Annotated in this window: 18 protein-coding genes and 1 tRNA gene; 3 read left to right on the top strand and 16 right to left on the bottom strand. The window is 30.8% G+C overall.

Annotated elements, in window-relative coordinates:
- Nucleotides 1–11: 11 nt before the first annotated feature.
- The 7 genes from FDT66_RS11845 to FDT66_RS11815 all read right to left on the bottom strand — a co-directional run bounded on the left by FDT66_RS11845 (nucleotide 12) and on the right by FDT66_RS11815 (nucleotide 14,681).
- Nucleotides 12–1,595: a sulfatase gene (locus FDT66_RS11845; protein WP_138536800.1), complete on the bottom strand. Its 1,584-nt coding sequence runs from the start codon at nucleotides 1,593–1,595 to the stop codon at nucleotides 12–14.
- Nucleotides 1,596–3,254, bottom strand: coding sequence for a sulfatase family protein (locus FDT66_RS11840; RefSeq protein ID WP_138536798.1), 1,659 nt, complete (start codon nucleotides 3,252–3,254; stop codon nucleotides 1,596–1,598).
- A 4-nt stretch (nucleotides 3,255–3,258) separates the two neighbouring features.
- Complete coding sequence (locus tag FDT66_RS11835) at nucleotides 3,259–5,631, bottom strand: glycoside hydrolase family 3 N-terminal domain-containing protein (RefSeq protein ID WP_138536796.1); 2,373 nt, start codon at nucleotides 5,629–5,631, stop codon at nucleotides 3,259–3,261.
- Nucleotides 5,632–5,641: 10 nt separating this feature from the next.
- Complete coding sequence (locus tag FDT66_RS11830; protein ID WP_138536794.1) at nucleotides 5,642–7,168, bottom strand: RagB/SusD family nutrient uptake outer membrane protein; 1,527 nt, start codon at nucleotides 7,166–7,168, stop codon at nucleotides 5,642–5,644.
- A gap of 11 nt (nucleotides 7,169–7,179) precedes the next feature.
- Nucleotides 7,180–10,350, bottom strand: a complete 3,171-nt coding sequence (locus tag FDT66_RS11825) for a SusC/RagA family TonB-linked outer membrane protein (protein WP_138536792.1) — start codon at nucleotides 10,348–10,350, stop codon at nucleotides 7,180–7,182.
- A 178-nt stretch (nucleotides 10,351–10,528) separates the two neighbouring features.
- Entirely contained in the window at nucleotides 10,529–14,416 is a 3,888-nt protein-coding gene (locus FDT66_RS11820; protein WP_138536790.1) for a hybrid sensor histidine kinase/response regulator transcription factor, read from the bottom strand.
- 190 nt (nucleotides 14,417–14,606) lie between these two features.
- Nucleotides 14,607–14,681 (bottom strand) — tRNA-Pro (locus FDT66_RS11815).
- Between the two features lie 86 nt (nucleotides 14,682–14,767).
- Between FDT66_RS11815 and FDT66_RS11810 the strand changes: the two genes are divergently transcribed.
- The 3 genes from FDT66_RS11810 (at nucleotide 14,768) to trxB (ending at nucleotide 17,362) form a co-directional block, all read left to right on the top strand.
- Nucleotides 14,768–15,859, top strand: coding sequence for a PQQ-dependent sugar dehydrogenase (locus FDT66_RS11810; protein ID WP_138536788.1), 1,092 nt, complete (start codon nucleotides 14,768–14,770; stop codon nucleotides 15,857–15,859).
- 1 nt (nucleotide 15,860) lies between these two features.
- Nucleotides 15,861–16,289, top strand: a complete 429-nt coding sequence (locus FDT66_RS11805; protein WP_138536786.1) for a c-type cytochrome — start codon at nucleotides 15,861–15,863, stop codon at nucleotides 16,287–16,289.
- A gap of 125 nt (nucleotides 16,290–16,414) precedes the next feature.
- Nucleotides 16,415–17,362: a thioredoxin-disulfide reductase gene (gene trxB, locus FDT66_RS11800; protein ID WP_138536784.1), complete on the top strand. Its 948-nt coding sequence runs from the start codon at nucleotides 16,415–16,417 to the stop codon at nucleotides 17,360–17,362.
- A gap of 103 nt (nucleotides 17,363–17,465) precedes the next feature.
- Here the strand turns inward: trxB and FDT66_RS11795 are convergent, their stop codons facing one another.
- From FDT66_RS11795 to FDT66_RS11755, 9 genes are all read right to left on the bottom strand, one after another.
- Nucleotides 17,466–17,912 carry a KTSC domain-containing protein gene (locus FDT66_RS11795; RefSeq protein WP_138536782.1) on the bottom strand — a complete coding sequence of 149 codons (447 nt, stop codon included), beginning with the start codon at nucleotides 17,910–17,912 and terminating at the stop codon, nucleotides 17,466–17,468.
- 53 nt (nucleotides 17,913–17,965) lie between these two features.
- The gene (locus FDT66_RS11790) at nucleotides 17,966–18,358 is read right to left on the bottom strand and encodes a hypothetical protein (RefSeq protein ID WP_138536780.1); all 393 of its coding nucleotides are present in this window, start codon (nucleotides 18,356–18,358) and stop codon (nucleotides 17,966–17,968) included.
- 25 nt (nucleotides 18,359–18,383) lie between these two features.
- Nucleotides 18,384–19,346 carry a M20/M25/M40 family metallo-hydrolase gene (locus FDT66_RS11785; RefSeq protein WP_222927919.1) on the bottom strand — a complete coding sequence of 321 codons (963 nt, stop codon included), beginning with the start codon at nucleotides 19,344–19,346 and terminating at the stop codon, nucleotides 18,384–18,386.
- Nucleotides 19,347–19,399: 53 nt separating this feature from the next.
- The gene (locus tag FDT66_RS11780) at nucleotides 19,400–20,302 is read right to left on the bottom strand and encodes a septum formation inhibitor Maf (RefSeq protein WP_138536778.1); all 903 of its coding nucleotides are present in this window, start codon (nucleotides 20,300–20,302) and stop codon (nucleotides 19,400–19,402) included.
- 217 nt (nucleotides 20,303–20,519) lie between these two features.
- Nucleotides 20,520–22,316 carry an acyl-CoA dehydrogenase family protein gene (locus FDT66_RS11775; RefSeq protein ID WP_138536776.1) on the bottom strand — a complete coding sequence of 599 codons (1,797 nt, stop codon included), beginning with the start codon at nucleotides 22,314–22,316 and terminating at the stop codon, nucleotides 20,520–20,522.
- Between the two features lie 24 nt (nucleotides 22,317–22,340).
- On the bottom strand, nucleotides 22,341–23,534 hold the full coding sequence (locus tag FDT66_RS11770; RefSeq protein ID WP_138536774.1) for an acetyl-CoA C-acyltransferase: 1,194 nt from the start codon (nucleotides 23,532–23,534) through the stop codon (nucleotides 22,341–22,343).
- A 28-nt stretch (nucleotides 23,535–23,562) separates the two neighbouring features.
- Nucleotides 23,563–23,919, bottom strand: coding sequence for a four helix bundle protein (locus FDT66_RS11765; protein ID WP_138536772.1), 357 nt, complete (start codon nucleotides 23,917–23,919; stop codon nucleotides 23,563–23,565).
- 108 nt (nucleotides 23,920–24,027) lie between these two features.
- On the bottom strand, nucleotides 24,028–26,433 hold the full coding sequence (locus FDT66_RS11760) for a 3-hydroxyacyl-CoA dehydrogenase/enoyl-CoA hydratase family protein (protein ID WP_138536770.1): 2,406 nt from the start codon (nucleotides 26,431–26,433) through the stop codon (nucleotides 24,028–24,030).
- Between the two features lie 13 nt (nucleotides 26,434–26,446).
- Nucleotides 26,447–26,905, bottom strand: coding sequence for a MarR family winged helix-turn-helix transcriptional regulator (locus FDT66_RS11755; RefSeq protein ID WP_138536768.1), 459 nt, complete (start codon nucleotides 26,903–26,905; stop codon nucleotides 26,447–26,449).
- Between the last annotated feature and the right edge of the window lie 87 nt (nucleotides 26,906–26,992).

Raw genomic sequence — 26,992 nt, 5'->3', positions numbered from 1 at the left:
TTTTTTGAAGTTTATTTCGTTAAGTAAGATTTTAATTTCTCTTTTAATTCGTTTACTATCTTTTTATAGTCTTTATCTTTTACAAAATTTTTGGTTTCTAAAGGATCTTTTTCATAATCATATAACTCTCTGCCAACAATATTATCTTCTTTGTAAGATTGATAACTTCGATATTTATTATCATGCCATTCTGTATATCTGTAACGATCTGTTCTTACAGAATATCCCATTCTTTTTCCTCTTGCATATTGATGATAGGCATAATCCATAGCTACTTTTGTAGCACTATCATTATCCAATAATGGTACTAATGATTTTCCATCTGTCTGGGAATGTTGAGAAACGCCAGCTAAATCGAAAACAGTTGGAAATAAATCGACTAAATTTACTGGGTGATGTGATTTTTGATTCTTTGCCACTCCTGGACCTGCAAACATAAAAGGAATTCTTGTTGCTTGTTCAAAGTTTGAATGTTTACACCATTCTGTATGATCTCCTAAATGAAAACCATGGTCACCCCAAAGTACAATTACTGTTTTATCTGCAATGTTTCTTTTTTCTAATTCATCTAATAATTTACCCAGTTGTGCATCTATATAAGAAATACAAGCCATGTAGCCGTGAATTAATTCTCGCTGTTTTGCTTCTGGTAATTTATCTCCAATATTCAATTTGCTATCTATATCACTAAAAGCCCTTAACTCTCCGAAAGAATGATAGGCAAATTTTGGTGTGCCAACACCTAATTCTTGAAATTTTGCGAGTTCAATTTTATCTCTATCATACAAATCCCAATATTTTTTTGGAGCCACAAAAGGTAAATGTGGTTTTTGATATCCAACTCCTAAAAACCAAGGTTTGTTTCCTTTTTCTAAATCATTTAATTTTTTTAAAGCAGTTTGTGTATATAAACCATCTTGGTAAGCTGTATCGCTAACATCTGCACTTTCTGTAGATGGTTTTAAGCGTTTAAAAACATAAGAACGAAGTTTACCTCCCTTGGTTATTCCTTTTGCTTTAGCTTCTGCCACCAGTTTTTCCATTTCCTTTTTGGTTTCTGGGTTTTGATAATATTCAAAAGCTGCATCTCCATACTTAGGATCGTAATTTTTAGGTAACTTATGAGGAGAGCTCCAACTTTTACCATCATGCCCTTTTGCAGAACTTCCTTTATGATAAATTTTACCAACAGCTGTAGTTTCGTAACCTTGATTGATTAAATGTTCTGGCATGGAAATTAAGCTTGGAGCAGATTTTCTAAAATCGGTATGTAAGTCCCAAACTTTAGTCTTGTCTGGGTTTGCACCTGTCATAACACTTGCTCTTGAAGGTCCACAAACTGCATATTGGACATGTGCATTTGTAAATGTCATTCCCATTTTTGCTAAACGATCAAAATTTGGAGTTATCATTTGAGTTTCACCATAATTAGATAACAATGGTTTTAAATCGTCAATTGCTATAAAAAGAATATTTTTTTTAACAGCAGAAGAAACAGTATTTACTTTTTTTACTTTATTATTGTTTTGTTGTGCTTTACAAGCTAAAAAAACAAAAACAAGTAAAAACGCACAGATTCTATAAGTTAATTTCATTTACTTAGATTTTTTTGCTAAAACATCTTGAACAGAAGTTTCATCATCTTTTTTATCTACAATAGAACCAAAATCTTTGTCTGTTATCATTCTAAAATCTGCTAAAGATTTGTCGTTTCCACTTTTTTTCATCAACTCTTTAAGTTCAGCTTTTAAATCCATAACTACATTTGCATATTGTGGATCGTTGATGACGTTATTCATTTGTTTTGGGTCTTTTTCTAAATCATATAATTCCCAAACATCAATGTTATAATAGAAATGTGCCAACGTATATTTTTGAGTTCTAATACCATAATGTGGTTGTACATGATGCCAATAAGGAAACTCGTAATAATGATAATACATGGCTTGTTGCCAATCTTTTGGAGTTTCTCCTTTTAACATAGGTAAAAAACTTTGACCTTGCATTGACTGTTCTGTTTTGATATTTGCAGCCTCTAATAATGTTGGTGCAAAATCTATATTTGTAATAATATCTGTATTCACCGTATTTGGTTTTACAACAGCAGGATATTTAACTATAAATGGCATTCTTAATGATTCTTCGTAGATAAAACGCTTATCGAAAAATCCATGATCTCCTAAATAAAATCCTTGATCTGATGTTAAAACAACTATGGTATTTTCTGCTAAATTATTATCATCTAAATACTTTAAAACACGTCCAATATTATCATCAACAGATTTTACACAAGCTAAATAATCTTTAATATAAGTTTGATATCTCCACTTTCTACCTTCTTCTTTAGACATACCTTCTGGCTGTACAATTTCTCCAGGTTTTGCACCATAAAAAGCCCATTTTATCTTTTCCTTTCCTTTTAAATTTGCTGGTTCTTCAAATTTCATATCTCTTCTTGAGAAATATTCCATAGTCATTTCTGTGTCTCCGGCAGTCAATTCACGACCTTTATAATCATCATTAAATGTTGACGGATAAGGCATTTCAATATCTTCCCATAATTTTTCATACTTGGTGTCTGGTTGCCAAGGTCTATGAGGAGCTTTGTATTGCAAAACCATTAAGAAAGGATCTTCTTGTTTTCTTTCTGATGTTAACCAGTTCATGGCAAAATCTGTACTTAAATTTGTAGAATATCCTTCAACTTTAACATCTGTACCATTTTCATTATAAGTAGGATTCCAATAATGACCTTGCTGACCTGCAGAATTATGGTATTTAAAAACATCAAAACCTTGTGGTTCTGTCCCTAAATGCCATTTCCCAAACAAACTTGTTTGATAACCATTTTTTTGAAATTCTTGTGGAAAAGTCCATTGAGATTTATCAAACTTTCCTCCACTTTCGTTTTTGTAATACCCGTTTTTATTGCTATAATTTCCAGTTAAAATAGCAGCTCTACTTGGACCACAAATTGCATTGGTACATAACACATCTTCAAACAACATTCCTTCTTTTGCCAAACGATCTATATTTGGAGTAGGAGCAATATCTTTGTAAATACCACCATAAGCACTTATAGCTTGCGTGGTTAAATCATCTGCCATTATGTAAATAATGTTAGGTCTTTTTGCAGTTTCTTTAGTGTTAACTTCAGCAACTTTATTTTCGTTTTTACAAGATGAAATTGTTACCAACGCAATAAAAGCCAAAGAAAATAAAGAAGGAAATTTTATTTTTTTGTTTGAAATCATGTTCTTAATAGTCTAAATTAATTTTATTTTCAACAGAAATGGTAGTTGATTGTAATGCTTTATCTGCAGAAGAATTACCTGTCATAATTGTAAAATCTCCTGGTTCAATTACAAAATTGTAATCTTTATCATACATTGCTAAACTTTCTGCATTGATATCTATAGCAACTGTTTTGGTTTCTCCAGCATTTAATAGTACACGTTTGTATCCTTTTAATTCTTTTACAGGTCTTGTATAAGAACTTACATTATCTCTAATATATAATTGTACTACTTCTTCTCCAGCAACTTTTCCGTTGTTAGAAACTTCTACACTTACAGTAATTTTATCATCAACTCCAGAAAAAGTAGTTTTTGAGGCAGTTGGTGCTCCAAAACTAAATTTTGAATAGCTTAATCCAAATCCAAACGGGTGTAAAGGAATTTTCTTTTCTGTATTATATTTGTGAATGTAAGCTGTTGGTTTGTGATTGTAAACCATTTGTAATTGCCCAACACTTCTAGGTATTGTTAATGGTAATTTTCCTGAAGGATTTACTTGACCAAATAAAATTTCTGCAGTTGCTTGTCCTGCAAACGCACCACTTTCCCAAGTGTTTAAAACAGCACTTGCACGTTGCTCTAACCAAGGTTCTGCAATTGGGCTTCCAGAAACATATACTACAATTACTGGCTTCCCTAATGTGAACATTTTGTCTGCCAATTTCATCTGATTTCCAGATAACTTTAAGGTTGCTCTATCTATATTTTCTCCTGTTGTTTTACGTTTCCAGTCATGACGAAAAGAATTTTCACCTAAAACTAACACAATCATATCTGCAGATTTTGCTTTAGCAGCTGCTTTGTTGATGTTTTCTTGGGTAATTTCTTTAGAACGATCTCCAGAATCGAAATAATTGATTTTGTAACCATTTGCTTCACCAATTGAAGTAATACCTTCTACCATTGTAACAACGTTTTCCTCTGGTTGAGGAGAAACCCAATCACCTAAAGTAGTTTGATTATCTGCATTTGGACCTGTGATAAAAATGGTTTTCCCATTTCCTTTTTCAGCTAGAGGTAAAATATTTTTTTGATTTTTTAATAATACAATTGCACGTCTTGCTTGCTCTAAAGCATTTTTTTGATGTGCTTCTTGAAAGTTAACTGTTTTAGCTTTTTCTTCATCTATAAAAGGATTTTCGAATAAGCCTAATCTAAATTTAGTTTCTAAAATTTTACGACATGCGTAATTTACTCTTTCGATATCTACTTTTCCTTCGTTTACTAATTCTATTAAATGATTGTCGAAAATAGGACCATGCATGTTCATATCCATTCCTGCATTTATAGAAAATTCGATAGATTGTTTAAAATCTTTTGCAACATGATGCCAAATATCTATTCTTGAAATATCGTTCCAATCTGAAACATAAAATCCTTCGAAATTCCAACGATCACGCATTAAATCGTTCATCATAAATTTATCCATATGACCAGGTAAACCTGCAACTTCATTGTGAGCAGCCATGATAGAAAATACGTTTGCTTCTCTAACAGCTCTTCTGTATGGAGGTAAAAAGATTTCAAAAAGTGTACGTTTAGAAACATCTGTTGGTGATGCATTTAAACCGTTTATAGATGAACTTCCTGCAATTAAATGTTTTGCACATGCAATTACATGGTCTGTTCCTGTAAAATCATCAGATTGTAAACCTAGAATTGTTGCAACTCCCATATTACCAACTAAAAACGGGTCTTCTCCATATGTTTCACCAGTTCTTCCCCATCTTGGATCTCTTAACACATCAATATTTGGTGTAAAAGACCAATGCATTCCATTAGCACGCATTTCCAATGCTGTTTGTCTGCTTCCTTCTTTAATTAATTCATCAGAAAACGTTGCTGCTTGTGATATTGGTGATGGATAAATGGTAGAACCACTTACCAAACCATTTCCATGAATAGCATCTATACCAATTAATAAAGGAATTTTAAGTTTTGATTTTTGTGCTAAATGCTGTAATTCGTTCGCTTCTTTTGCGGTAACTACGTGTAAGAAAGAACCAACTTTTCCTTGTTCTGCTAATTTTCCAATATCGCCAGAACGCATTCCTGGATAAAAGCCTAAGGCATCATTTTTCTCTAATTCTTCTGGAGAAATTTTTGCTTCAGCTTCTTTCATGTGTTCTAAACCTACATATTGACACATTTGATAGACTTTTTCTTCTAACGTCATTTTTGACATTAAATCATCAACTCTATCTTCGATTGATGCATCAGCGTTCATGTAAAGAGGATTATCTCCAACTTCTTTTGGTTTGTCATTTTTATCACATGATGAAAAAAGAACAATAATTGCTAAAACTGATATTTTGTAAAAACGGATAAATTTCATTCTATATTTTTTAATAACCTGGATTTTGATCTGCTACTGAGATTGCTCTGTTTCCAGAAAATTCTATTGATGGAATTGGCAACAGCATATTTTTTATGCTTATTGGATATACAAAATCTTTTCTAGGATCGAACGTTGGATAATTATTGTGAATGGTAACTACTTCTTCTAAAAAGTATTTATAACCTCTTCTTCTTGTATCGTAAAATTCATGACCTTCAGCTAACATTTCGTATTGTCTTTCTCTTAAAATTCGAGATCTAAACTCGTCTTGAGTCAATCCACTAAAATCTGCTGGTTCTGTTGTAGTTCCATTTTCTGTATTTCTAGCTCTAGCTAATACTTCATTTACATATTGATATGCATTGGCTGGACCATTAATTTCGTTTTCTATTTCTGCTAGCATCAACAAAACATCTGCATACCTCATTTTCATAAAGTTTCTGCTTGTTGTAGTTCCGTTGAAACCTGCATCTAAATATTTTCTAATTCCTGCATAACCGTCATTTCCATTGGCTCTAGTTGGGTAGATTGTTTGTGTAGCTCCATTAACCTTTGTATAAGAATCATAAATAAAAGTTTCATCAATTCTTGGGTCACCAGGATATTGATTTACATGTTGATCGAAAGTTTCTTTATTTGGTCTAATTCTACCAAAAGTAGTTACATCACTAAAATTTTTCAACGTATAAAAACGAATGACATCAGAATTTCTAACTGCTCCATTTTGTCCATATTGAAGTTCGAAAATTGCTTCTGAAGTATTTTCATTTCCTAATTTAAATAACTCTGCATATGTTGGTACCAAACTATACTTACCGTAAACTTGAATAGCTTCGTCATAGGCTGCTTGCCACATTGCCATGTCGTTATTTTCTCCAGCTAACGTCATATACACTTTTGCTAAATAAGCATTGGCAGCAAATTTTACTGGTCTATCAACTAAATATTCGTTGAAGTCTGGCAACATTAATTTAGCTTTTTCTAAATCTTGAATAATTAGGTCATATACCTCTTGCTTAGTGCTTCTTTTCGTGTGTAATGTTTCGAAAGTAGAAGGTGAGGTTTTAATTGGTACTCCACCAAATAAACGTACCAAATCAAAATATGTAGCAGCTCTTATAAAGTATGCTTGCCCTAGAGCAGTTTCTTTATTGGCTAAAACAACATCTGTATTTTCTAAATTATTAATGATGATGTTTGCAACATTTATAGTTTCAAACGTTTGTGGCCACAACCTATTTAACCAAGTGTTAATTGGAGAACAATTTAAACTTGTAGCATCCTGACTTGCTCCTTGATTGGACCAAAATTTTCCAGAAAAAGGAGCTAATAAACCATGGTATGATGAACCATGATATGCAGGATCTGCAAAACTTTGGTACATACCATTTACTACTGTTTCTAAACCTTGTTCTGTAGAGAACAATTGCTCTTCACTAAATGCTGTAATTGGTTTTTCTTCTAATGCATTTTCACAACTGCTTAAAATAATTGCTGATAGAAAAAAACAACAAATTGAGATATATTTTTTCATATTATTAATTTTTAAAATGTTAAGTTTAATGACATTGATACAGATTTTTGATTTGGAAAAGAATTCCAATCTATACCAACTCTTCCTGGGTCAAAAGAAAAGCTATTTACTTCTGGATCGAAACCACTGTAATTGGTAAATAATAGTAAGTTTTGTCCTGACAAAGAGATATAAGCATTATCTATAAAAGAAATGTTTTCTACAGGAATATTATATCCTAAAGAAATATTGCTTAATCTTAAGAAACTTCCATCTTCTATAATTCTGTCTGTAAAACCAGTTTCATCTGCAATATCGTAACCAACTCTTGGGAAAGCTCCGTTTACATTGTCTGGTCTCCAAGCATCTCTATAAGCTTCAGCTCTTACATTGTTTGAACCTTGATCTGCGTAGTTTTCCCTTAATAGGTTTCCGTTTGCAATTTCATTTCCATAAACTCCGTTAAAGAAGAAACTTAATGAAACCCCTTTATATTCAAAACTTGAACCAAAACCGTAGTTAAAATCTGGGTTTGGGTCTCCAATAATCGTTAAATCTGCATCTGTAATATTTCCGTCTCCATTTTGATCTACTAAAGCAACATCACCTAACTGAGCTGGATTACCTCTAAAATCTGGGGCAGCATTTAGTTGTGTTTGGTCAGAAACAATTCCATTTGTTTCAAATCCATAAAATAAAGCAGGTGCTTCACCTTCTATAAAAATATTTGCAGGTACTTTAAAGAAATTACCTCCAGAAACCTGCCTACCTAAGAATGCACTATACGTTTGATTTCCGAAAGTTGCTGGTGGAATACCTAGATTACCAACTTTATTTCTGTTGAAAGATACGTTCCCGTATACATTCCATTTAAAAGCGTCATTATCTATAATATCAGCTGATAAACTTAGTTCAATTCCTTTATTAATAAGCTCTCCTTGATTTGCAAAATAGTTTTCAAAACCAGTTGAAGGTCCAATTTCTACATTTAACAATAAATCTGATATTGTTTTGTAGTACACGTCTACTGTTGCAGTAAATCTATTATTTAAAAAACCAAGATCTATACCTGCGTTGTATTGACTTGTAGTTTCCCATGTTAAATCTGGGTTTGCTAAATTTGTTGGAATAATTGCGCTTGCAGCTCCTCCATTTGAATTAGAGTAAGGTGATTGTGTTGGTTCAAAAGGTGTTAAAGTTCTGTAATTTGGAATTCCTTGGTTACCAGTTAAACCCCAACCTAATCTTAATTTTGCTTGAGAAATACTTTCTATATTTTTCATGAAAGATTCTTCTTCCATTTTCCATGCTAAAGCTACAGCAGGGAAGTGTCCCCATCTTTTACCTTCTGCAAATTTACTACTACCATCTGCTCTATAAGTTGCTGTAATTAAGTATTTTTTTAATAATGTATAATTTACTCTTCCTAAGAAAGATAAAATTGTTTCTCTTTCTTTTCCTAAAAAAGGAGCTTGAAAATTTTGTCCGAAAGAAATACCATCTGCTCTTAACCCTTTATTTGGAAAGTCTGACGCTTGATTTGTTTTACGAGTAATGTTACTTTTATCGATTACAAAACCTACTGTACCGTTAATTCTGTGGTTTCTGTTAAAGTTTTTTCTAAATAGTAAAGTGTTATCGATATTATATCTGAATCTGTTTAAATTACTAATTCCAGCTTCTCCATTTACTCGTTCTCCTCTAAAAAGACCTGTACCATACCAAATTTTACGGTCTTTATTTCTGTAATCAGCTCCAACTTGAACTCTGTATTTAAACACATCAGAAATTTCATAGTCTAATTTTAAAGAACCTAAAACTCTTGTTTCACTGGATAAATCATCATAATCTTCTATCCAAGCTCTTGGTCCATCTAAAGCTTCTTCAAAGTCTGTACCTGCGTTGTTATTATCATCAAAGCCTAATATTGGTGCTCCAGATATAATTTGTCTTACCAAGTTGTTATTTGTTCCACCTAAATTATCTGTTCCTTTAGATGCAGAGTTTTCTGAATATGTTGCAGTAACTTTAGTTGCAAGTTTTAACTTACTATTTAAATCGTTATTTAAATTGATAGCAAAATCCGTCTTTTTTGCAAATGCTCTTGGCACTAAACCTTGATTATCTAAATGACCAATAGCAAAATAATAGTTGCTATTATCTCCACCTCCAGAAGCAGTAAGCCTGTGGTTAGAAGTAACTGCAACTTGGTATGTGTCTTTGCTCCAATCTACACCTTGAATTCTATCTATTGTAGCTGCATTATCGATCATAAATTGCTCGCTATTTTGAAAATATGCGATACTATTATCATTATATGTATAATATGCTGGGATAAAATTTTGATTTTCACGAACTTCATTTATGTATTTTACATACTCAGAAGTTTTTAGAACATTAATATCATTAGTAATAACTCCGACTTTAGAAAAATTACTATAGGTGAACTTTGTTTCTCCTGATTTTCCTTTTTTAGTTGTAATTAAAATTACACCATTTGCACCTCTAGAACCATAAATTGCTGTTGCAGATGCATCTTTTAACACTTCTATACTTTCTATATCTCTTGGATTTACTCCAGAAATACCTGCTTGCGGCGCTAAATAACTGTTTCCTCCAGAAAGAGGATCTAATGTGTCTTCCGTTGCAGAATCTACAATAATTCCATCAATAACATATAATGGCTCTGTATTTCCTGTTAAACTGTTAATACCTCTAATTTTTATACTTGTTGGTGCTCCAGGTTCGTTTCCATTTGTAGTTACTTGAACACCTGCAGCTCTACCTTGTAATAAGGTTTCTACATCTTGAGCTCTATCTACAGTATTTCTATCTGGTTTTACAGTAGTTACAGAACCTGTTAAATCTCCTTTTTTTACTTCACCATACCCAATAATTACAATTTCATCTAATTGCTGTGCGTCTGGTTCTAAAGCAACTTTTATAGTTGTTTGATTGGTAATAACAACTTCTTTGGTTTTGTACCCTAAATAAACAATTGATAGTGTTGCTGGCGTTTCTGATATAGTAATTGTGAACTTACCATCTAAGTCTGTTACTTGACCTTTTGAGGTCCCTTTTATAATAACAGATGCTCCAGGTAATGGAAAATTAGTTTCATCTGTAATTACACCACTAACTTTTTTCTGTGCAAGAAAAGAAATAGGGATTAAGAATAAAATAGCTAGAATAAATTTCTTCATGATTTAGTTAATTAATTTGATGCTAAATTAAGTTATTTGATTTTTTTTATGTTTTAAAATACATCGTAAAAGGTTTCGTTATTGTCAGAATAGCAGAAAATACGTCTAAAAATCAATGAAATGATATTTTTAAACACCTTTTAATTAAGTATTAAAAAAATAAAAAATTTGAAGTATTTTATTTCTTCAAGCTATCTATAAAACCACTTGGTGTTTGGTTATAGTATTTTTTAAAAGAGGTACTAAAGTATTTTGGATTTGAAAAACCAGAAGAATAAGCTACTTCTTTAATGCTTAAATCACCTTCAATTAAAAGATTTTTTGCATGTTTTAATTTGGTACGTATGATAAAATCTTGCGGAGATAAATCTAACAAGTTTTTTAATTTCATATAAAGAGAGGTTCTACTCATTCCAAAACTACTAGATAAGTCGTGAACAGAAAAGGAGTTGTTTTCGATATTTTCTATAATTTTGTTTTCTAAATTTTCTAGAAATTCTTGGTCATTCTTATTTCTAAAAAGATTTGCATTTTCTGAGTCTGTATCGTGAACATATTTTTCTCTTAACCTTCTTTGAAATTTTAAAGTATTGATGATTTTTGCCAATAAAAATTGCATATCTATTGGTTTTTGAATGTACTCAGAAACACCACTTTCTATACTTTCTAGTTTTTGAGTTGAATTTTGTAAAACGGTTAGCATAAAAACCGGAATATGGTTTAAATTAATGTCTTCCTTAATTCTTCGAGACATTTCCATACCATCCATTTCAGGCATAATTAAATCTGTTAATACAATATCAGGAAAAATTTGTGAAGTTATTTCTAAACCTTCTTTACCATTTTTGGCTTCATAAACTTGAAAGTAATTTCCAAGAGAGTTTACTAAAAGATTACGTAACTCGTCATTATCTTCTGCAATTAAAATTTTTGCATCACTATAGGTATCTATTTCTGTTTGGTCTTCCTCAATTAATTTTTGATATAAAACTTGGTCATTTATGGCTGTTTCTTTGTATAGTACTGCTAAATTTCTCAGTAAAACTGTAAAGGTTGTTCCTTTGTTTTCTTCACTTTTAAAACTGATGTTACCTCCAGCTTTTTCTACCATTTTTTTAGTCATAATTAGTCCCAATCCTGTACCTTGTCTTTGGCTATTAATGGCGTTTCTTGCTCTGTAATATCTGTTTAAAATAAATTTTTGCTGGTCTTTAGGAATGCCTAAACCTTCATCAATAATATCTATTTTTAAAAATCCTTTTGCAGTTTTTTCAACATTTACAATAATTTCTTTATTATCAAAAGAGTATTTAATGGCATTTGAAAGTAGGTTTAAAATAATTTTATCAAAAGCATCTTTATAAAAATAAAAAATTTCATTTGGCCAGTTATTTTTGAGTGTAATTTTTAAATTTCTATCTTGTGTTAAGGGAATAAAATTGTGTATTCTTTTTTCGAAATACTTACTTAAATCAATTTTAGAAACTTCTTGAAAAAAGCTATCTTTAGATGTAACTCTATGAAAATTAAGCATTTGCTCAAATAATGAGTTGATTCTTTTGACAGTACCTTTAATTCTATTATTAGATTCTTTTACGTCTTCATCATTATTATTTGTAATGGTTTCTAATGATGATAGTAAGATGGTTAATGGTGTTTTTATTTCGTGTGTTATATTGTTAAAAAAGTCAATCTGTTCTTCAGCATTTTTTTTGGTTACAATTACTTTTGTAAAGTGAATTATCGTAAAAAATAAAGTAATTATTAAAACCCCATAAACAAAAAAAGCAAAAGGTGTTGACCACCAAGGTGATAAAATATTAATTTTTATAGACTTTTCTTCACTTAAGCTTCCGTATTTATTATAAGCTCTTACTTTAAATACATAGTTTCCACTTTCTAAATTGGTGTACGTAGCAGTATTATTAGGTGTTAATTCTGTCCAATTATCATTAAAACCCTCTAACTTCCACGAATACTTCATTTTTGATGGCGAACTATGTAAAATTGCAGTAAATTTTAATTGAATAGAATTTTCAAAACTTTTTAAGGTAATTTCATCAGTTTCGTTAATGTGTTTTTTTAATGGTGCTTCTGAAGGGTTGATTGTTTTATTGAAAAGTTTGAATTCGTCAAAAACTAGTTTTGGTTTGTAATTCTTGTTTATAATTTTTTCTGGATTAAAAATGGTTACACCATCTACACCTCCAAAGGCAAGAAGCGAATCATTTAATTTTTGAAAACTTCCGTAATTATATTCAGTGCTAGATAAACCATCTTTTTTATCTAAAATTTCAATAATTGTGTCTTTATTAGAAATTTTAATTTCAGCCAAACCTTTTGTGGTACTTGCCCAAATCTTATCATTTCTATCCATTAAAATACCTTGAACAATATCTGATGGCATACCAGAATTAACGTTAAGCTTTTTAATTGCTTTTGTTTTTTTGTCGAAAAAAATTAAACCAGCACCATTGGTTGCTATAAGAAGTTGGTTGTTTCCTTTTTCCAAAACTGCATTAACGGTAGAGTACGCCAATCGTTTTTTATTTGGTGATAATTCGTCTATTAAAATAAAGTTTTCCTTTTGAGGAAATATTTTGTAAACACCATTTCTACCTGAAGCTAAAATTTCTCCAGAATTAGATTCTATAATAGATTTTATTTGCTGAATTGGATATGTTTTAATTTCATTATTAGGAGAAATCATCGCCAAATCTTTCTCAATACCACCAATCCAAATATTTCCTTTTTTATCTTTATGAATTACGTAAATTTTATCTAGTAATTTTTTTTCTGAAAAAAAGGAATTAAAATTTATTATTTTTAAAGTGTTGACGTTTACTTTAAAAAGTCCTTTATTATACGTACCAATCCACATAAAGTCATCATCTGGCTCTAATGCCAATACAATATCTTCTGTACTGTTGTTTTTAGATGATAATTGTTGAATATGTTTCCAAGAATTGTTTTTTCTATTCCAGATACTTATCCCTTTTTTTGTTCCAAACCAAAGATTTTCATTTTTATCAATCGCAATTGCCCTTGTAAAGTTAGCAACTAAACTATTTTTATCATTTAAACGATGTTGAATTTTTTTAAACGGCTGTCTATTATTGTTCAAGTAATTAATACCTCCACCATAAGTTGCAATCCATAAAATGTTTTCGTTGCTTTTTTCTAAATCATAAACTCCATTACTAGAAATAGAATTTTGGTTATTTGTATCTTCCGAAAAATGATTAATTATTGCATAATTTTTATCTGTTTCATAAATACCATCACCATCTGTAGCAATTGTAATTTTATGTTCACTTTCAATAATGTCTGTAATAGGACTTGAAAATTGTTTTTTTAAAGGAATTAGTGAGGCTGTTTTAGAGGTTTTATTGAACTGATAAATATTTCCAGATTTAGTTCCAACAAGGATTTGATTATTAATTTCACCAATAAAACTTACTTTTTCATTAAACGTGTCTAGTTTTACAGCTTTTTTTAAACTTTCGTCTAAATTAACAATGTACAAGCCTTTTGTAGACCCTATAAGAATATGATTTTCGAAAAAAAGAAAAGTTTCTACAGAAATATTTGTAATAAAACGAGAAAGTTTTTTTGTTTCGGAATTATAATTCCAAAGTCCATTAAAGCCACCAACCCATATATTCTTATTTTTTTCTCTTATTGAAGTAATTAAAGACGGACTTATATTTTTGCTGTTTTCTATTAACTCGAATTTATCTAAATCTTTATTGTAAAAACAGAGTCCGTTTTCAAAGCCAACCCAAACATTATTATCGGAATCAATAAAAACTTCTGTAGCCCTATTATTTAAAGATTCTGGTAGACCATTATATGTATTGTAAATTTTATAATAATTAGAGTTATGTTTTAAAACACCTTCTTCAGAGGCAATCCATAAATTTCCAATTTTGTCTTGTTTAATAGCGTATGTAATACTTTGTGTAGATACATTTTCTCCAGAAAGTTGTAAGAATTCATAACTATTTTGTGCTTTTGAAAATAAGCTAACAAATAAAAAACAGAAAGAAAATAATTTAAATTTCAAAATTAGAAATATTTGTTTAAAATGAATTAAATTGTTAAAAATACTAAATTATATTTGATTTTTTTTTCTACTATATAATTTATAAAAATATACTTTTAATTATGTTTTTTGTCTTTTATTTATAACATAAGTTTTTTAAAATAAAAAAACCTTGATAATCTCTAAATTATCAAGGTTCTTTTGTTTTTAGTCGGGGTGGCAGGATTCGAACCTGCGACCTCCTCGTCCCAAACGAGGCGCGATGACCGGGCTACGCTACACCCCGAAAATGATTGCTCATTTAAGGACTGCAAATATAGAATAATATTTATATATTGTAATAATTTTTTTAAATATAATTGCCTGTTAAAAATGAAATATCCTTACCTGTTGTTAATCAGTTTTTTAACGTTATTTTTCTCTTGTTATTCTCAAGATTCTAATGAAACTAAATACGAAATTATTGTTCCAGATTTAGATATTCCATGGGGTTTTACTTTTCTACCAGATAATTCTATCTTAATTACTGAAAAAGAAGGAGAATTAATTCATTTTAAAAATGGAAAAAAAACAATAATTGCAGGAATGCCAGAAGTTACTTTACGCGGACAAGGTGGCTTAATGGATATTGAGTTACATCCTAATTTTAAAAAAAATAATCGTATATATTTTGCATATGCATCTTCTGAAGGTGAAGGAAAAGGAGCAAATACTGCTTTAATGAGTGCAGTTTTAAAAAACAACAAACTGATTAATAAAAAAGTTTTATACAAAGCAAATCCTAATAGTAGAAGAGGTCAGCATTTTGGCTCTCGAATTGTTTTTGATGCACAAAATCGTATTTATTTTTCAATAGGAGATAGAGGTAATAGAGATGAAAATCCACAAGATATTACGAAAGATTGTGGTAAAATATATCGATTAAATGATGATGGGACTATTCCTGCTGATAACCCTTTTGTAAACGAAACAAACGCCAAAAAAGCAATTTTTAGTTACGGACACAGAAACCCACAAGGAATGGAAATAAACCCGTTTACGAATGAAATTTGGTCGCACGAACATGGTCCAAAAGGAGGAGATGAGATAAATATTATTCAGAAAGGAAAAAATTATGGTTGGCCAGTAATTAGTTATGGAGTTAATTATTCAGGATCAAAATTTACAGAAATTACTAAAAAAGAAGGTATGGAGCAACCATTACATTATTGGACACCATCAATAGCACCTAGTGGAATGGCTTTTATAAATTCTGATGTATATCCAAATTGGAAAGGAAATTTGTTGGTAGGTTCTTTAAAATTTCAATATATTTCTAATTGTACCTTACAAAATGGAAAAGTGGTAAAAGAGGAAAAAATTTTAGAAGGCTTAGGACGAGTACGTTCTATAGAACAAGGAAATGATGGCTTTATATACGCAGGAGTGGAAGGTATAGGAATTGTAAAAATTTTAGCAAATTAATATGAGAATTGTTATTGGTTTTATTTTATTGTTTTTTATGATTTTTTCCTTTAAATCTAAAGAAGAAAAAAACAGCTATATACAACAAGACTCTAAGTTGTTACAGAGTATAAAAAGAGGTAAAGAGGTTTATTTAGATATGTGTGTTACTTGTCATTTGCCAAATGGGGAAGGTAAACGAAAAATTTATCCACCTTTAGCAAAATCTGATTACTTAATGGAAAAAAGAGAAGAAAGTATAAAGGCTATCAAATACGGTTTAAAAGGAAAAATTATTGTGAACGGTGTAACTTATAAAAGAAGAATGTCTAAACCAGGTTTAGATAATGATGAGATTGCAGATGTTATGAATTATATCACCAATTCCTGGGGAAATAAAAGTGATACAATAATTACAGAAAAAGAAGTGGAAAACATTTCTAAAGACTAAAAATTACTTCAATATAAACAATCTATCAATTTTTGTTATTAACTAATTATAATTATTCATAAGTAAAAGTGGCATAAATAAATCTAAAAATATAGATTTGTACCTCAAATTTTTCAATCAGAATTATGTCAGAAAATATAGAAAAAATAAAATGCTTAATTATAGGTTCAGGACCAGCAGGTTATACAGCTGCAATTTATGCTGCAAGAGCTGATATGAAACCAATAATGTATACAGGAATGCAAATGGGAGGTCAATTAACCACCACAACAGAAGTTGATAATTTTCCTGGTTATGCAAACGGTACTGATGGTACTGCAATGATGGAAGACTTAAAAAAACAAGCAGAACGTTTTGGAACAGAAGTTCGTTTTGGAATGGTAACAAATGTTGAGTTAAATGATAAAGTAGGTGGTAAGCACAAAGTTATTGTTGATGAAAATAAAGAAATTGAAGCAGCAACTGTAATTATCTGTACAGGAGCAACTGCAAAATATTTAGGTTTAGAAAGTGAAATGCGTTTGATTGGAGGTGGAGTTTCTGCATGTGCAACTTGTGATGGTTTTTTCTATAAAGGACAAGAAGTTGTAGTTGTAGGTGGTGGAGATACTGCAGCTGAAGAAGCTACTTATTTAGCAAATATTTGTAGTAAAGTTACGCTGTTAGTTCGTAAAGATTATATGAAAGCCTCTAAAGCAATGCAACATAGAGTTGATAAAACTGAAAATATTACTGTTTTGTATAATACAGAAGTAGATGAGGTTTTAGGAGACAAAGTTGTAGAAGGAGTAAGAGCTGTAAATAATCAAACCAAAGAGAAATTTGAAATTCCTGTAACTGGAGTTTTTATAGCGATTGGACACACACCAAATTCAGATTTATTTAAAGGAGTTTTAGATATGGATGAAACAGGTTATTTAATCACAAAAGGAAAAACAACAAAAACCAACTTACCAGGAGTTTTTGCAGCTGGAGATATTCAAGATAAAGAATACAGGCAAGCAGTTACTGCAGCAGGTACAGGTTGTATGGCAGCATTAGATGCAGAACGTTATTTAGGCGCTTTAGAGTAAGCTTATAATTATATATAAACAAAAAAAGAGATTGCGAAAGCAATCTCTTTTATGTTTGCGTCATTGTGAGAAATGAAGCAACCTGTATTTTCTACAAAAATAATTAAGCTGTAACAGAAGCTTTCATTGATTTTCTGTAAATAAAAGAATTGAAAATATTTCTTTTTCCGAAATTATTCATAGATTTCGCATTTACAAATTTTCCGAATAAAATTTTACTCACACCAAAGTATTCGTAAGTATTTCCGTCAGTAAAAGTAACTTCTAGTAACATACTTTTATGATGCCAATCTGCTACTTGAAACTCTGTAATTGTTTTTTTGTAAGCTTCTAAATTTGCTTCCTTAGTTTCAGGAGCAATACTTACTAAAAAGTGATATCCATCAATAATTTCTGTACTTTTAATTTCTGCTGCTGCTTTTTTATCTTCATCCTGAAATTTATCTGGATGCCATTCTTTAACCAAACCTCTGTAAGTGGTTTTTAATTCTTTCAAATTAATTGGCCCTTCAACTTTAAAAAGTTTTTTATATTGTTTTATACGCTTCATTGTAATGTTTTCAAATTGCGTGCAAAAGTACTGATAAAAAAGAGATTACGAATTTATTTTTGAGATAGTTTCACAAATACGTACGAAAAAAAGAAAAAGAAAATAATATCGTTAATTCCGTAAATAGAATAGAAGATTCCAGCCATAATATCTTCATTGAAAATTGGAGAAACTTCATTATTTAATCTCCAAAGAATCCAAATAATCGCATAAATTAGTTTTTCAATAGCAAAAACAGCTACCAGCCATTTTACTTTTGAATAATTTTTGGCAACAGAAATATAAGCAAAACCCCAAACAACAATCATTAACAGCCCAAAGTTAGACATGACTATATTGTCGTATTTCGGAATAAATTCGTTTGTAAAAAATCTTGATAAAATTAAAACAGCCACTATATTTGATAATCCTGATAAAATAAAACCTTTTGTAATGGTGTTTTTCATTGTTGAAATTTTTTAAATAGTTATTTTATTCTAAAAAAGAATCATAATTCTCAATAGCTTTAATAATCAACTTTACAGCATCAATATAAAATTGCTGATTAATATTTTCGAAAGTGTCTGTAGGTTTGTGATAATCTTTATGATCTTCTACACCAAAATAAATAAAAGGAATTTTTTCTTTGTGAAAAATTCTGTGATCAGAAGAATATGTCCAATCGTCTTTAGTTTTATCATTAGGGTTGTCATGACCAAACAACAAAGTTATTGGAGATTTTATATTTTGAAGCGGTTCTTTTAATTGCGGATAATGATGCAAACCAGAAGCATATAACTCCAGAGAATCGTTATGTGCAATCATATCCATATTAATATTCAAAATAATATTTTTTTTATCAGTATATTTTTTTAGAAAATAATCTGCACCTAAAGAACCAATTTCTTCAGCATCTACAGCAGCAAAAATCAACGTATGATTTGGTTTGTTCTTTTTAAAATAAGAAGCAATTGCGAATAAGGCAGCAGTTCCAGAAGCATCATCATCTGCTCCATTGTAAATTTGTCCGTTTCTAATACCTAAATGATCTAAATGACCTGTGATTACAATTGTTTTTTCTGTTTTTCCAGTAATTTTTCCGATGACATTTCCTCCAAAAACTGTGGTGTCAGGTATATTTTCTGCTTCTTTTTCGACTTCAGAAATTGGAAACATTCTTAACCTTCTTTTACCTGAAAATGTATAAGGAAACTCTTGAATATAAGAATCGCCAATCATTTTTTCTAAACTAATTTCTTCGAATCTTTTAGCGATAAATTGTTGGGCTTTGTAATTTCCAACTTTAGAAAAACCTCTTCCTTCTAAGGAATCGTGAGATAAAATTTTAATGCTTTCCAACAGCATTTGTTCATCAATTTGAATATTCTTAGGAGTGTTACAGCTAAAAAGCATAGTTAGTATGGAAGCAAGGAATAAGAGTTTGGTGTTCATCATAATTTTTTTAAGTGAAGTTAAATATTTCTCTAAAAATAATGTATTAATTAAATTTACAGCCCTAATTTTTTTCGATTTTCAGTATCTGAAACTCCATTTTTACTCCAATATGCAGATTTTATTGTTTTTATTTTCTCTGCTTTTGTTGTTAAAGTTTTTCCATTTTTAGTAATGGTTTCTTCCCAATTTTCAATAGTGTAAGGAAATTCTTTAGTGAAAGTTATGGTTATTTTTCTTTTTAATTGTGGATAAAAAACAGATAAATTGATAAAAGTTCCTTTTTCAATTAAATTTACTTCAGCATCGTAGGCTTTTATTTTTTGATGGTTTAATGCTAGAAATTCAAAGGAAGGAATTACTTTATATCTTCCTTTTTTTATACTATTTGGATTTATTCTAATTACGTTCCAAAGTTCATTTTCTAAAATATCTTTTTCTATTGATAATTCTCTATCAGCATTACTTTCAAAATAAGAGTGAAAATCAATTTCAAATTGCTCTCTATTATTTAATTGTACAAAGGTATTGCCACACCACTCTTGTGAAGAAAAAGTAATTTTTATTGTTTTCTCATTTATGTTAATAGGAGAGAAGGTGCTTGTCATTAAAGAATATGGATAAATACCTGTAATAAATTTTTTAGTGCTATTTAATTTTAAAATGGGTATATTTTTATCATTTTGATAATCTGCTTTAACCTGTTTTTCTGGTAGAAAATCTTCCGTAACAAAAATGTTTACAGCAGTTCCTTCGTGAATTTCTCCATATCTATTTTGATATAATTTATAGGAGGTTATCTCTGCTTCACCTTGGTACCAATATTCGTTAAATTTTGGGTTTTTTTGAGCAACTTCAGCTGATTTTGTAGTTGTTTTTTTGGGTTCGATATGATTACAAAAAAGAAATAAAAGTGTACAAGCAAAAATTGGAAGAGATAATTTTAATGAACGTTTCATAGTATAAAATTTATGACTACTAATTTACAAAAATAAAGAGTCTTACATTTGGTTTTATTACATAAAAAAAGACCATCAATTAAGATGATCTTTTTTAAACAAACAACTAATTCTTAAATTTTGATTTTCAAGAATATTTTTAATATTTATAATGTTGTCAAGTATGAGTGAAAAGAAAAATATTTTTCTAAACACTCATTTTGACATCAAGAGCTTTTTAGAAGCAGTATTTATTTTCTGCTTTTACTTTTTCAGCGATTTCGTTACGTAAATCTACAATATCAGGGTAGTTTGCATATTTTGTAAAACGCTTTAATCCTATTAACATCATACGTTGCTCATCACCTTCAGCAAAAGAAATAATACTTTCTTTTCCTTTTTCTTCGATTTTATCTACAGCATGATACAAGTATAACTTAGACATTGCAATTTGTACAGATTGTGAGTCTTCACCAAAACGTTTTGCGTTCTTCTCTGTTCTTAATATTGCAGATTCAGCCATGTATATTTCAATTAAAATATCTGCTGCTGCAATTAATAATTGTTGATGTTCTTCAATTTCTGGTCCATATTTTTGCAATGCAGCACCAGCAACCATCAAGAAAGTCTTTTTTAATTTTGAAATCATTTCTTTTTCTTCGGCAAATAATTCAGAATAATCTGGCGTATCAAAAGAAGGAATTCCCATTAAACTGTTTGCAACCTCTGTTGCAGGACCTAATAAATCTACATGCCCTTTCATGGCTTTTTTAATTAACATTCCTACAGAAAGCATTCTGTTAATTTCGTTAGTTCCTTCGTAAATACGAGCAATTCTTGCATCTCTCCAAGCAGCTTCCATAGGCGTTTCTTCCGAGAATCCCATTCCACCGAAAATTTGAATTCCTTCGTCTGCACAATTTTGTACATCTTCAGAAACGGCAACTTTAAGAATAGAGCATTCAATTGCATATTCCTCTACACCTTTTAATTCTGCTTCTTGGTGTGAATTACCAGCTTCCACTCTTAGTGCAATTCTATCTTCGATATCTTTTGCAGCTCTGTAAGTAGCAGATTCTCCAACATAAGCATCAGTAGCCATTTCTGCTAATTTTACTTTTATGGCACCAAAATCTGCAATAGGAGTTTTAAATTGTTTACGTTCAGTAGCATATTGTACTGCGTGTGTAATAACTCTTCTTTGAGAATCTAAACAAGCACCAGCTAATTTAATTCTTCCAACATTTAGTGCATTCATTGCAATTTTAAAGCCTTCTCCACGTCCAGCTAACATATTTTCTGCAGGCACAACAGTGTCGTTAAAAAATACTTGTCTGGTTGATGATGCTCTAATTCCTAATTTGTGTTCCTCTTCACCTAAAGTAATTCCATTTGGATTGTCCTTGTCATATTCTACGATAAAACCAGTAATGTTTTTATCATTTTCTATTCTTGCGAAAACAATCATTAAACGACAAAAACCTGCGTTAGAAATCCACATTTTTTGTCCATTAATTTTGTATGACTTTCCATCAGCAGAAAGTTCTGCAGTGGTTTTTCCAGAATTTGCGTCAGAACCAGCTCCAGGTTCCGTTAAACAATACGCGCCAAACCACTCTCCAGTAGCTAATTTTGGTACATATTTTTGTTTTTGTTCTTCAGTTCCATATAAAGTAATTGGCATGGTTCCAATACCTGTATGCGCACCAAAAGCAGTACTAAAAGACCCTGTTCCACTTGAAATATAATCACAAGTTAACAATGTAGAAACGAACCCCATTCCTAATCCACCATATTCTTCTGGCACTGCAACACCTAAGAAACCTAATTCTCCTGCTTTACGCATTACTTCTTCTGTTAATGCATAATCTTTTGCTTCAAATCTGTTTTTGTGAGGAATAATTTCACGGTCATTAAATTCCATCACTGCTTCTTTCATCATTTGTTGTTCCTCCGTAAAATCTTCTGGAGTAAAAACGTCTTCACAATGTGTTTCTTTTACAAGAAATTGACCACCTCTTAATAATTCTGCCATTTTTTTGTTTGTTTAATTTTATTATTAGTTTAGGAATTCAAAAACGCCTGCAGCACCTTGTCCAGTTCCTACACACATTGTTACCATTCCGTATTTGTTTTTCATGTTTCTTTTGCGCATTTCATCGAATAATTGCACAGATAGTTTTGCTCCTGTACAACCTAATGGATGTCCTAAAGCAATAGCGCCACCATTTACATTTACGATATCTTGATTCAAATTCAACTCACGCATTACTGCTAAAGATTGAGAAGCAAAAGCTTCATTCAATTCAATTAACTCGATATCATTTTGTTTCAATCCTGCCTGCTTTAAAACTTTAGGAATTGCTGCAACCGGTCCAATTCCCATAATTCTTGGTTCTACACCAGCAGCTGCATAGTTTACAACTCTTGCAATAGGTTCGATGTTTAATTCTTTCACCATTTCTTCACTCATAACCATTACAAAAGCAGCACCATCACTCATTTGAGAGGAATTTCCTGCAGTAACACTTCCTCCAGCTGCAAAAACCGGACGTAATTTGTTTAAAACAGCGATTGAAGTTCCTGCTCTTGGACCTTCATCTTTATTTACCGTATATTTTCTAGTTGCTTTTTTATTATTTGCATCTAAATAGGTTTCTTCTACTTCAATAGGAACAATTTGGTCTTGAAAACGATTTTCTGCTTGTGCTTTTAAAGCTTTCATATGAGAATTGTAAGCAAATTCATCTTGGTCTTCTCTAGAAACGTTGAACTGATTAGCTACTGCTTCTGCAGTATTTCCCATTCCCCAATAATAATCTGCATGACCATCTTTAATAGTATCGTAGTTTAATTCTGGTTTAAAACCAGTCATTGGTACAGAGCTCATACTTTCTGCACCCCCTGCAATAATACAGTCTGCCATTCCTGCATTGATTTTTGCAGCAGCCATTGCAATGGTTTCTAATCCTGAAGAACAGAAACGATTTACTGTAACTCCAGGAACATCCACAGAGTTTAAACCGATTAAAGAAATAAAACGCGCCATGTTTAATCCTTGTGAACCTTCTGGCATTGCGTTTCCTACGATTACATCATCTATACGTTTTACGTCTAAATTTGGTAATTCTTTCATCATATGTTGAATGGTTTCTGCACCCAACTCGTCTGCACGTTTAAAACGAAAAACCCCTTTTGGCGCTTTCGCAACTGCAGTTCTGTATGCTTTTACGATGTAAGCTTGTTTGCTCATAGTTGTATTAAGATTTTAGTATAAAGAATTAAGACTTAGTTAATGATTTTTGAAGTGAATAGTTCATTTTGGTTACTTCAATAATCTCATTTATAATTGGTCTTACATTTTCTTCATTAATTAAATTTAATCTTTTAGATAAATATAATTGAGTTAATAATTCATAGGAAGATCCATTTGCAATTCCTAAAAATTGTTTGAATTCTCCGTTTGTATTTCGTCCTGCCCCTTCAGATATATTTGAAGGAATAGAAACAGCACTTCTTCGAAGTTGTGATGTCAATCCATATTTTTCCTCTTTAGGGAAATTTTCTGAGGCTCTGTAACATTTTTCAGTAATGTCCATCGCTTTTTGCCATATTTTCAATTCTTCAAATCTGTGCATAGTAATAGTATTTAGATTTTAGTATTAAGAATTAAGTATTATTCTGTGAAATCATTTCGTTAAAGTCGCTCAATCTTAATACTTAATACTTTGTACTTAATACCTTTTTTAGTTTCTCAACGGTTTCCCAGTCTTCAGCATCGCTTGAATTCTTTCCAAGGTTTTACGTTCAGTACAAAGAGATAAAAAAGCTTCTCTTTCTAAATCCAATAAATATTGTTCTGTAACTAAAGTTGGTTCAGATAAATCTCCACCAGCCATTACATAAGCTAATTTATTTGCAATTTTTTGATCGTGCTCAGAGATGTATTTAGAATGCTCCATAGAATCTGTTCCTACTAAAAACATTCCTAAAGCTTGTTTTCCTAACACTTTAACATCTTTTCGTTTTGGAGGTTGTGTGTAACCACTTTCTGCCATTAATTTTGCATGTGCTTTTGCAGTAGCAATTTGTCGGTCTTTATTTACAACAACAACATCTTTTCCTTTTTGCATTAGCCCTAAATCGAACGCTTCATAAGCAGAAGTAGAAACCTTCGCCATTCCAATCGTTAAGAAATTTTCTTGTAAAATGTTTAACTCAACATCTCCTTTATTAAATGAGTCTGATGCTCTTAAAGCCATTTCTTTAGAACCACCACCACCTGGAATTACACCAACTCCAAACTCTACTAATCCCATATACGTTTCTGCAGCAGCAATAACTTTATCAGCATGTAATGATATTTCACATCCACCACCTAAAGCCATTCCATGAGGAGCAGAAATAGTTGGAATTGAAGAATAACGCATACGCATCATGGTGTCTTGGAAATATTTAATGGCATAATTTAATTCGTCATATTCTTGCTCTACAGCCATCATAAAAATCATACCAATGTTTGCACCTACAGAGAAATTTGCAGCTTGATTACCAACAACCAAACCTTGAAAATTTTTTTCCGCTAAATCTATACCTTTATTAATTCCTGCTAAAACATCGCCACCAATCGTATTCATTTTAGATTGGAATTCTACATTTAAAATTCCATCTCCAATATCTTCGATTACAACACCAGAATTTTTGAAAACTTCGTTCGATTTTCTAATATTATCTAAAATGATAAATCCATCTTGACCTGGTTTTTTTGTTTGAGATTTAGAAGGAATATCATAATAATAAGTAGCTCCTTCTTTAACAGAATAAAAAGATTTAGAACCAGAAGCTATCATTTCTGTAACCCAAGTTGCAGGTTCTTTTCCTTCGGCTTTCATTAATTCGATTCCTTTTTCTACACCAACTGCATCCCAGATTTCGAAAGGTCCATTTTCCCAACCGAAACCAGCTTTCATTGCATCGTCTATTTTATACAATTCATCAGAAATTTCTGGAATTCTATTTTGAACATATGCAAACATTGCTGCGAAATTCTTTCTGTAGAATTCACCAGCTTTGTCTTTTCCTCCAACTAAAATTTTGAATCTATCAATTGGCTTATCAATCGTTTTTGTTAATTCTAAAGTTGCAAATTTTGCTTTTTTAGAAGGCCTGTATTTTAAAGTATTTAAATCTAAAGCATGAATTTCACTTTTTCCATTCTCGCCTTTTACTTTTTTATAAAAACCTTGTCCTGTTTTGCTTCCTAACCATTTGTTTTCCATCATTGTATTGATGAAATCTGGCAATTTGAATAATTCATGAGCCTCGTCATTAGGACAATTCTCGTAAATTCCATTTGCTACATGTACTAAAGTATCTAAACCAACAACATCAACTGTTCTAAAAGTAGCAGATTTTGGACGACCAATAACTGGTCCTGTTAATTTATCTACTTCTTCTACAGTTAAACCTATTTCTTTTACTTGATGAAATAAAGATTGAATTCCGAAAATTCCAATTCTGTTACCAATAAAAGCAGGTGTGTCTTTTGCTAAAACAGAAGTTTTTCCTAAAAATTTTTCACCATACATCATTAAAAAATCAGTAACTTCTTGCTTACAATTTGGCCCTGGAACTACCTCAAAAAGTTTTAAATATCTTGGAGGGTTAAAAAAGTGGGTGACCGCAAAATGTTTTTGAAAATCTTCACTTCTTCCTTCGTTCATAAATTGAATCGGAATTCCTGAAGTATTTGAAGAAATTATGGTTCCAGCTTTTCTGTACTTTTCAATTTTCTCAAAAACTGATTTTTTAATATCTAATCGTTCTACTACAACTTCCATAATCCAGTCTACATCTGCAACTTTATGCAAATCGTCATCTAAATTACCTGTAGTAATTCTTTTTGCGAATTTTTGATTATAAATAGGTGAGGGTTTTGATTTTAAAGATGTAGTTAATGCATCGTTTACCAAACGATTTCTAACAACTTTATCTTCTAACGTTAAACCTTTTGCCTTTTCTTTGTCAGTTAATTCTCTTGGAACGATGTCCAATAAAAGAACTTCTACGCCAATGTTGGCAAAATGACAAGCAATTCCACTTCCCATAATTCCGGAACCAATAATTGCTACTTTTTTAATTCTTCTAGTCATTTGTTTATTTTTTTTATACTGCTTTGTTGCTTGTTTCTTTATAAATTTCTTTGTCAGCTATTAATTTATTAATTTTTGAAGTCACATTAAAAAAACCTTCCAAATCTCTTTGAGATACATTTTGTATCACAGTTTCGTTAAACTGAATTACATGTACTTTAGAAACTGCACGCATTTCTTTTCCGTATTCAGTTAATTTAATGATTACACTTCTACCATCATCAGGATTTTTTTCTCTGTAAATTGCACCTTTATCTTCCATGTTTTTTAAAATTCTTGAAAGACTTGTAGGCTCCATTCCCATTAAAGGACCTAATGCAGTTGAAGGCGTACCATTTACTTTATCAATATTTAACAAAACAAAAGCTGTAGCCATTGTACTGTTATGAGTTAACGCTTGTTCGTTATATAGTTTTGCTACTGCTTGCCAAGTTGCTCTTAATTGATGATCTATTGATTTATACTTCTCCATTGGTTCAAATATATAAAAATTTATTATGCACGCATAGTAAATTTGAAAAAAGTTATGCACGCATAGTAAATTTTAACAATTTATTTA

The organism is Polaribacter aestuariivivens, from assembly GCF_005885675.1.
Taxonomy (GTDB): domain Bacteria; phylum Bacteroidota; class Bacteroidia; order Flavobacteriales; family Flavobacteriaceae; genus Polaribacter; species Polaribacter aestuariivivens.
This window is presented reverse-complemented; position numbering and strand designations above follow the sequence as displayed.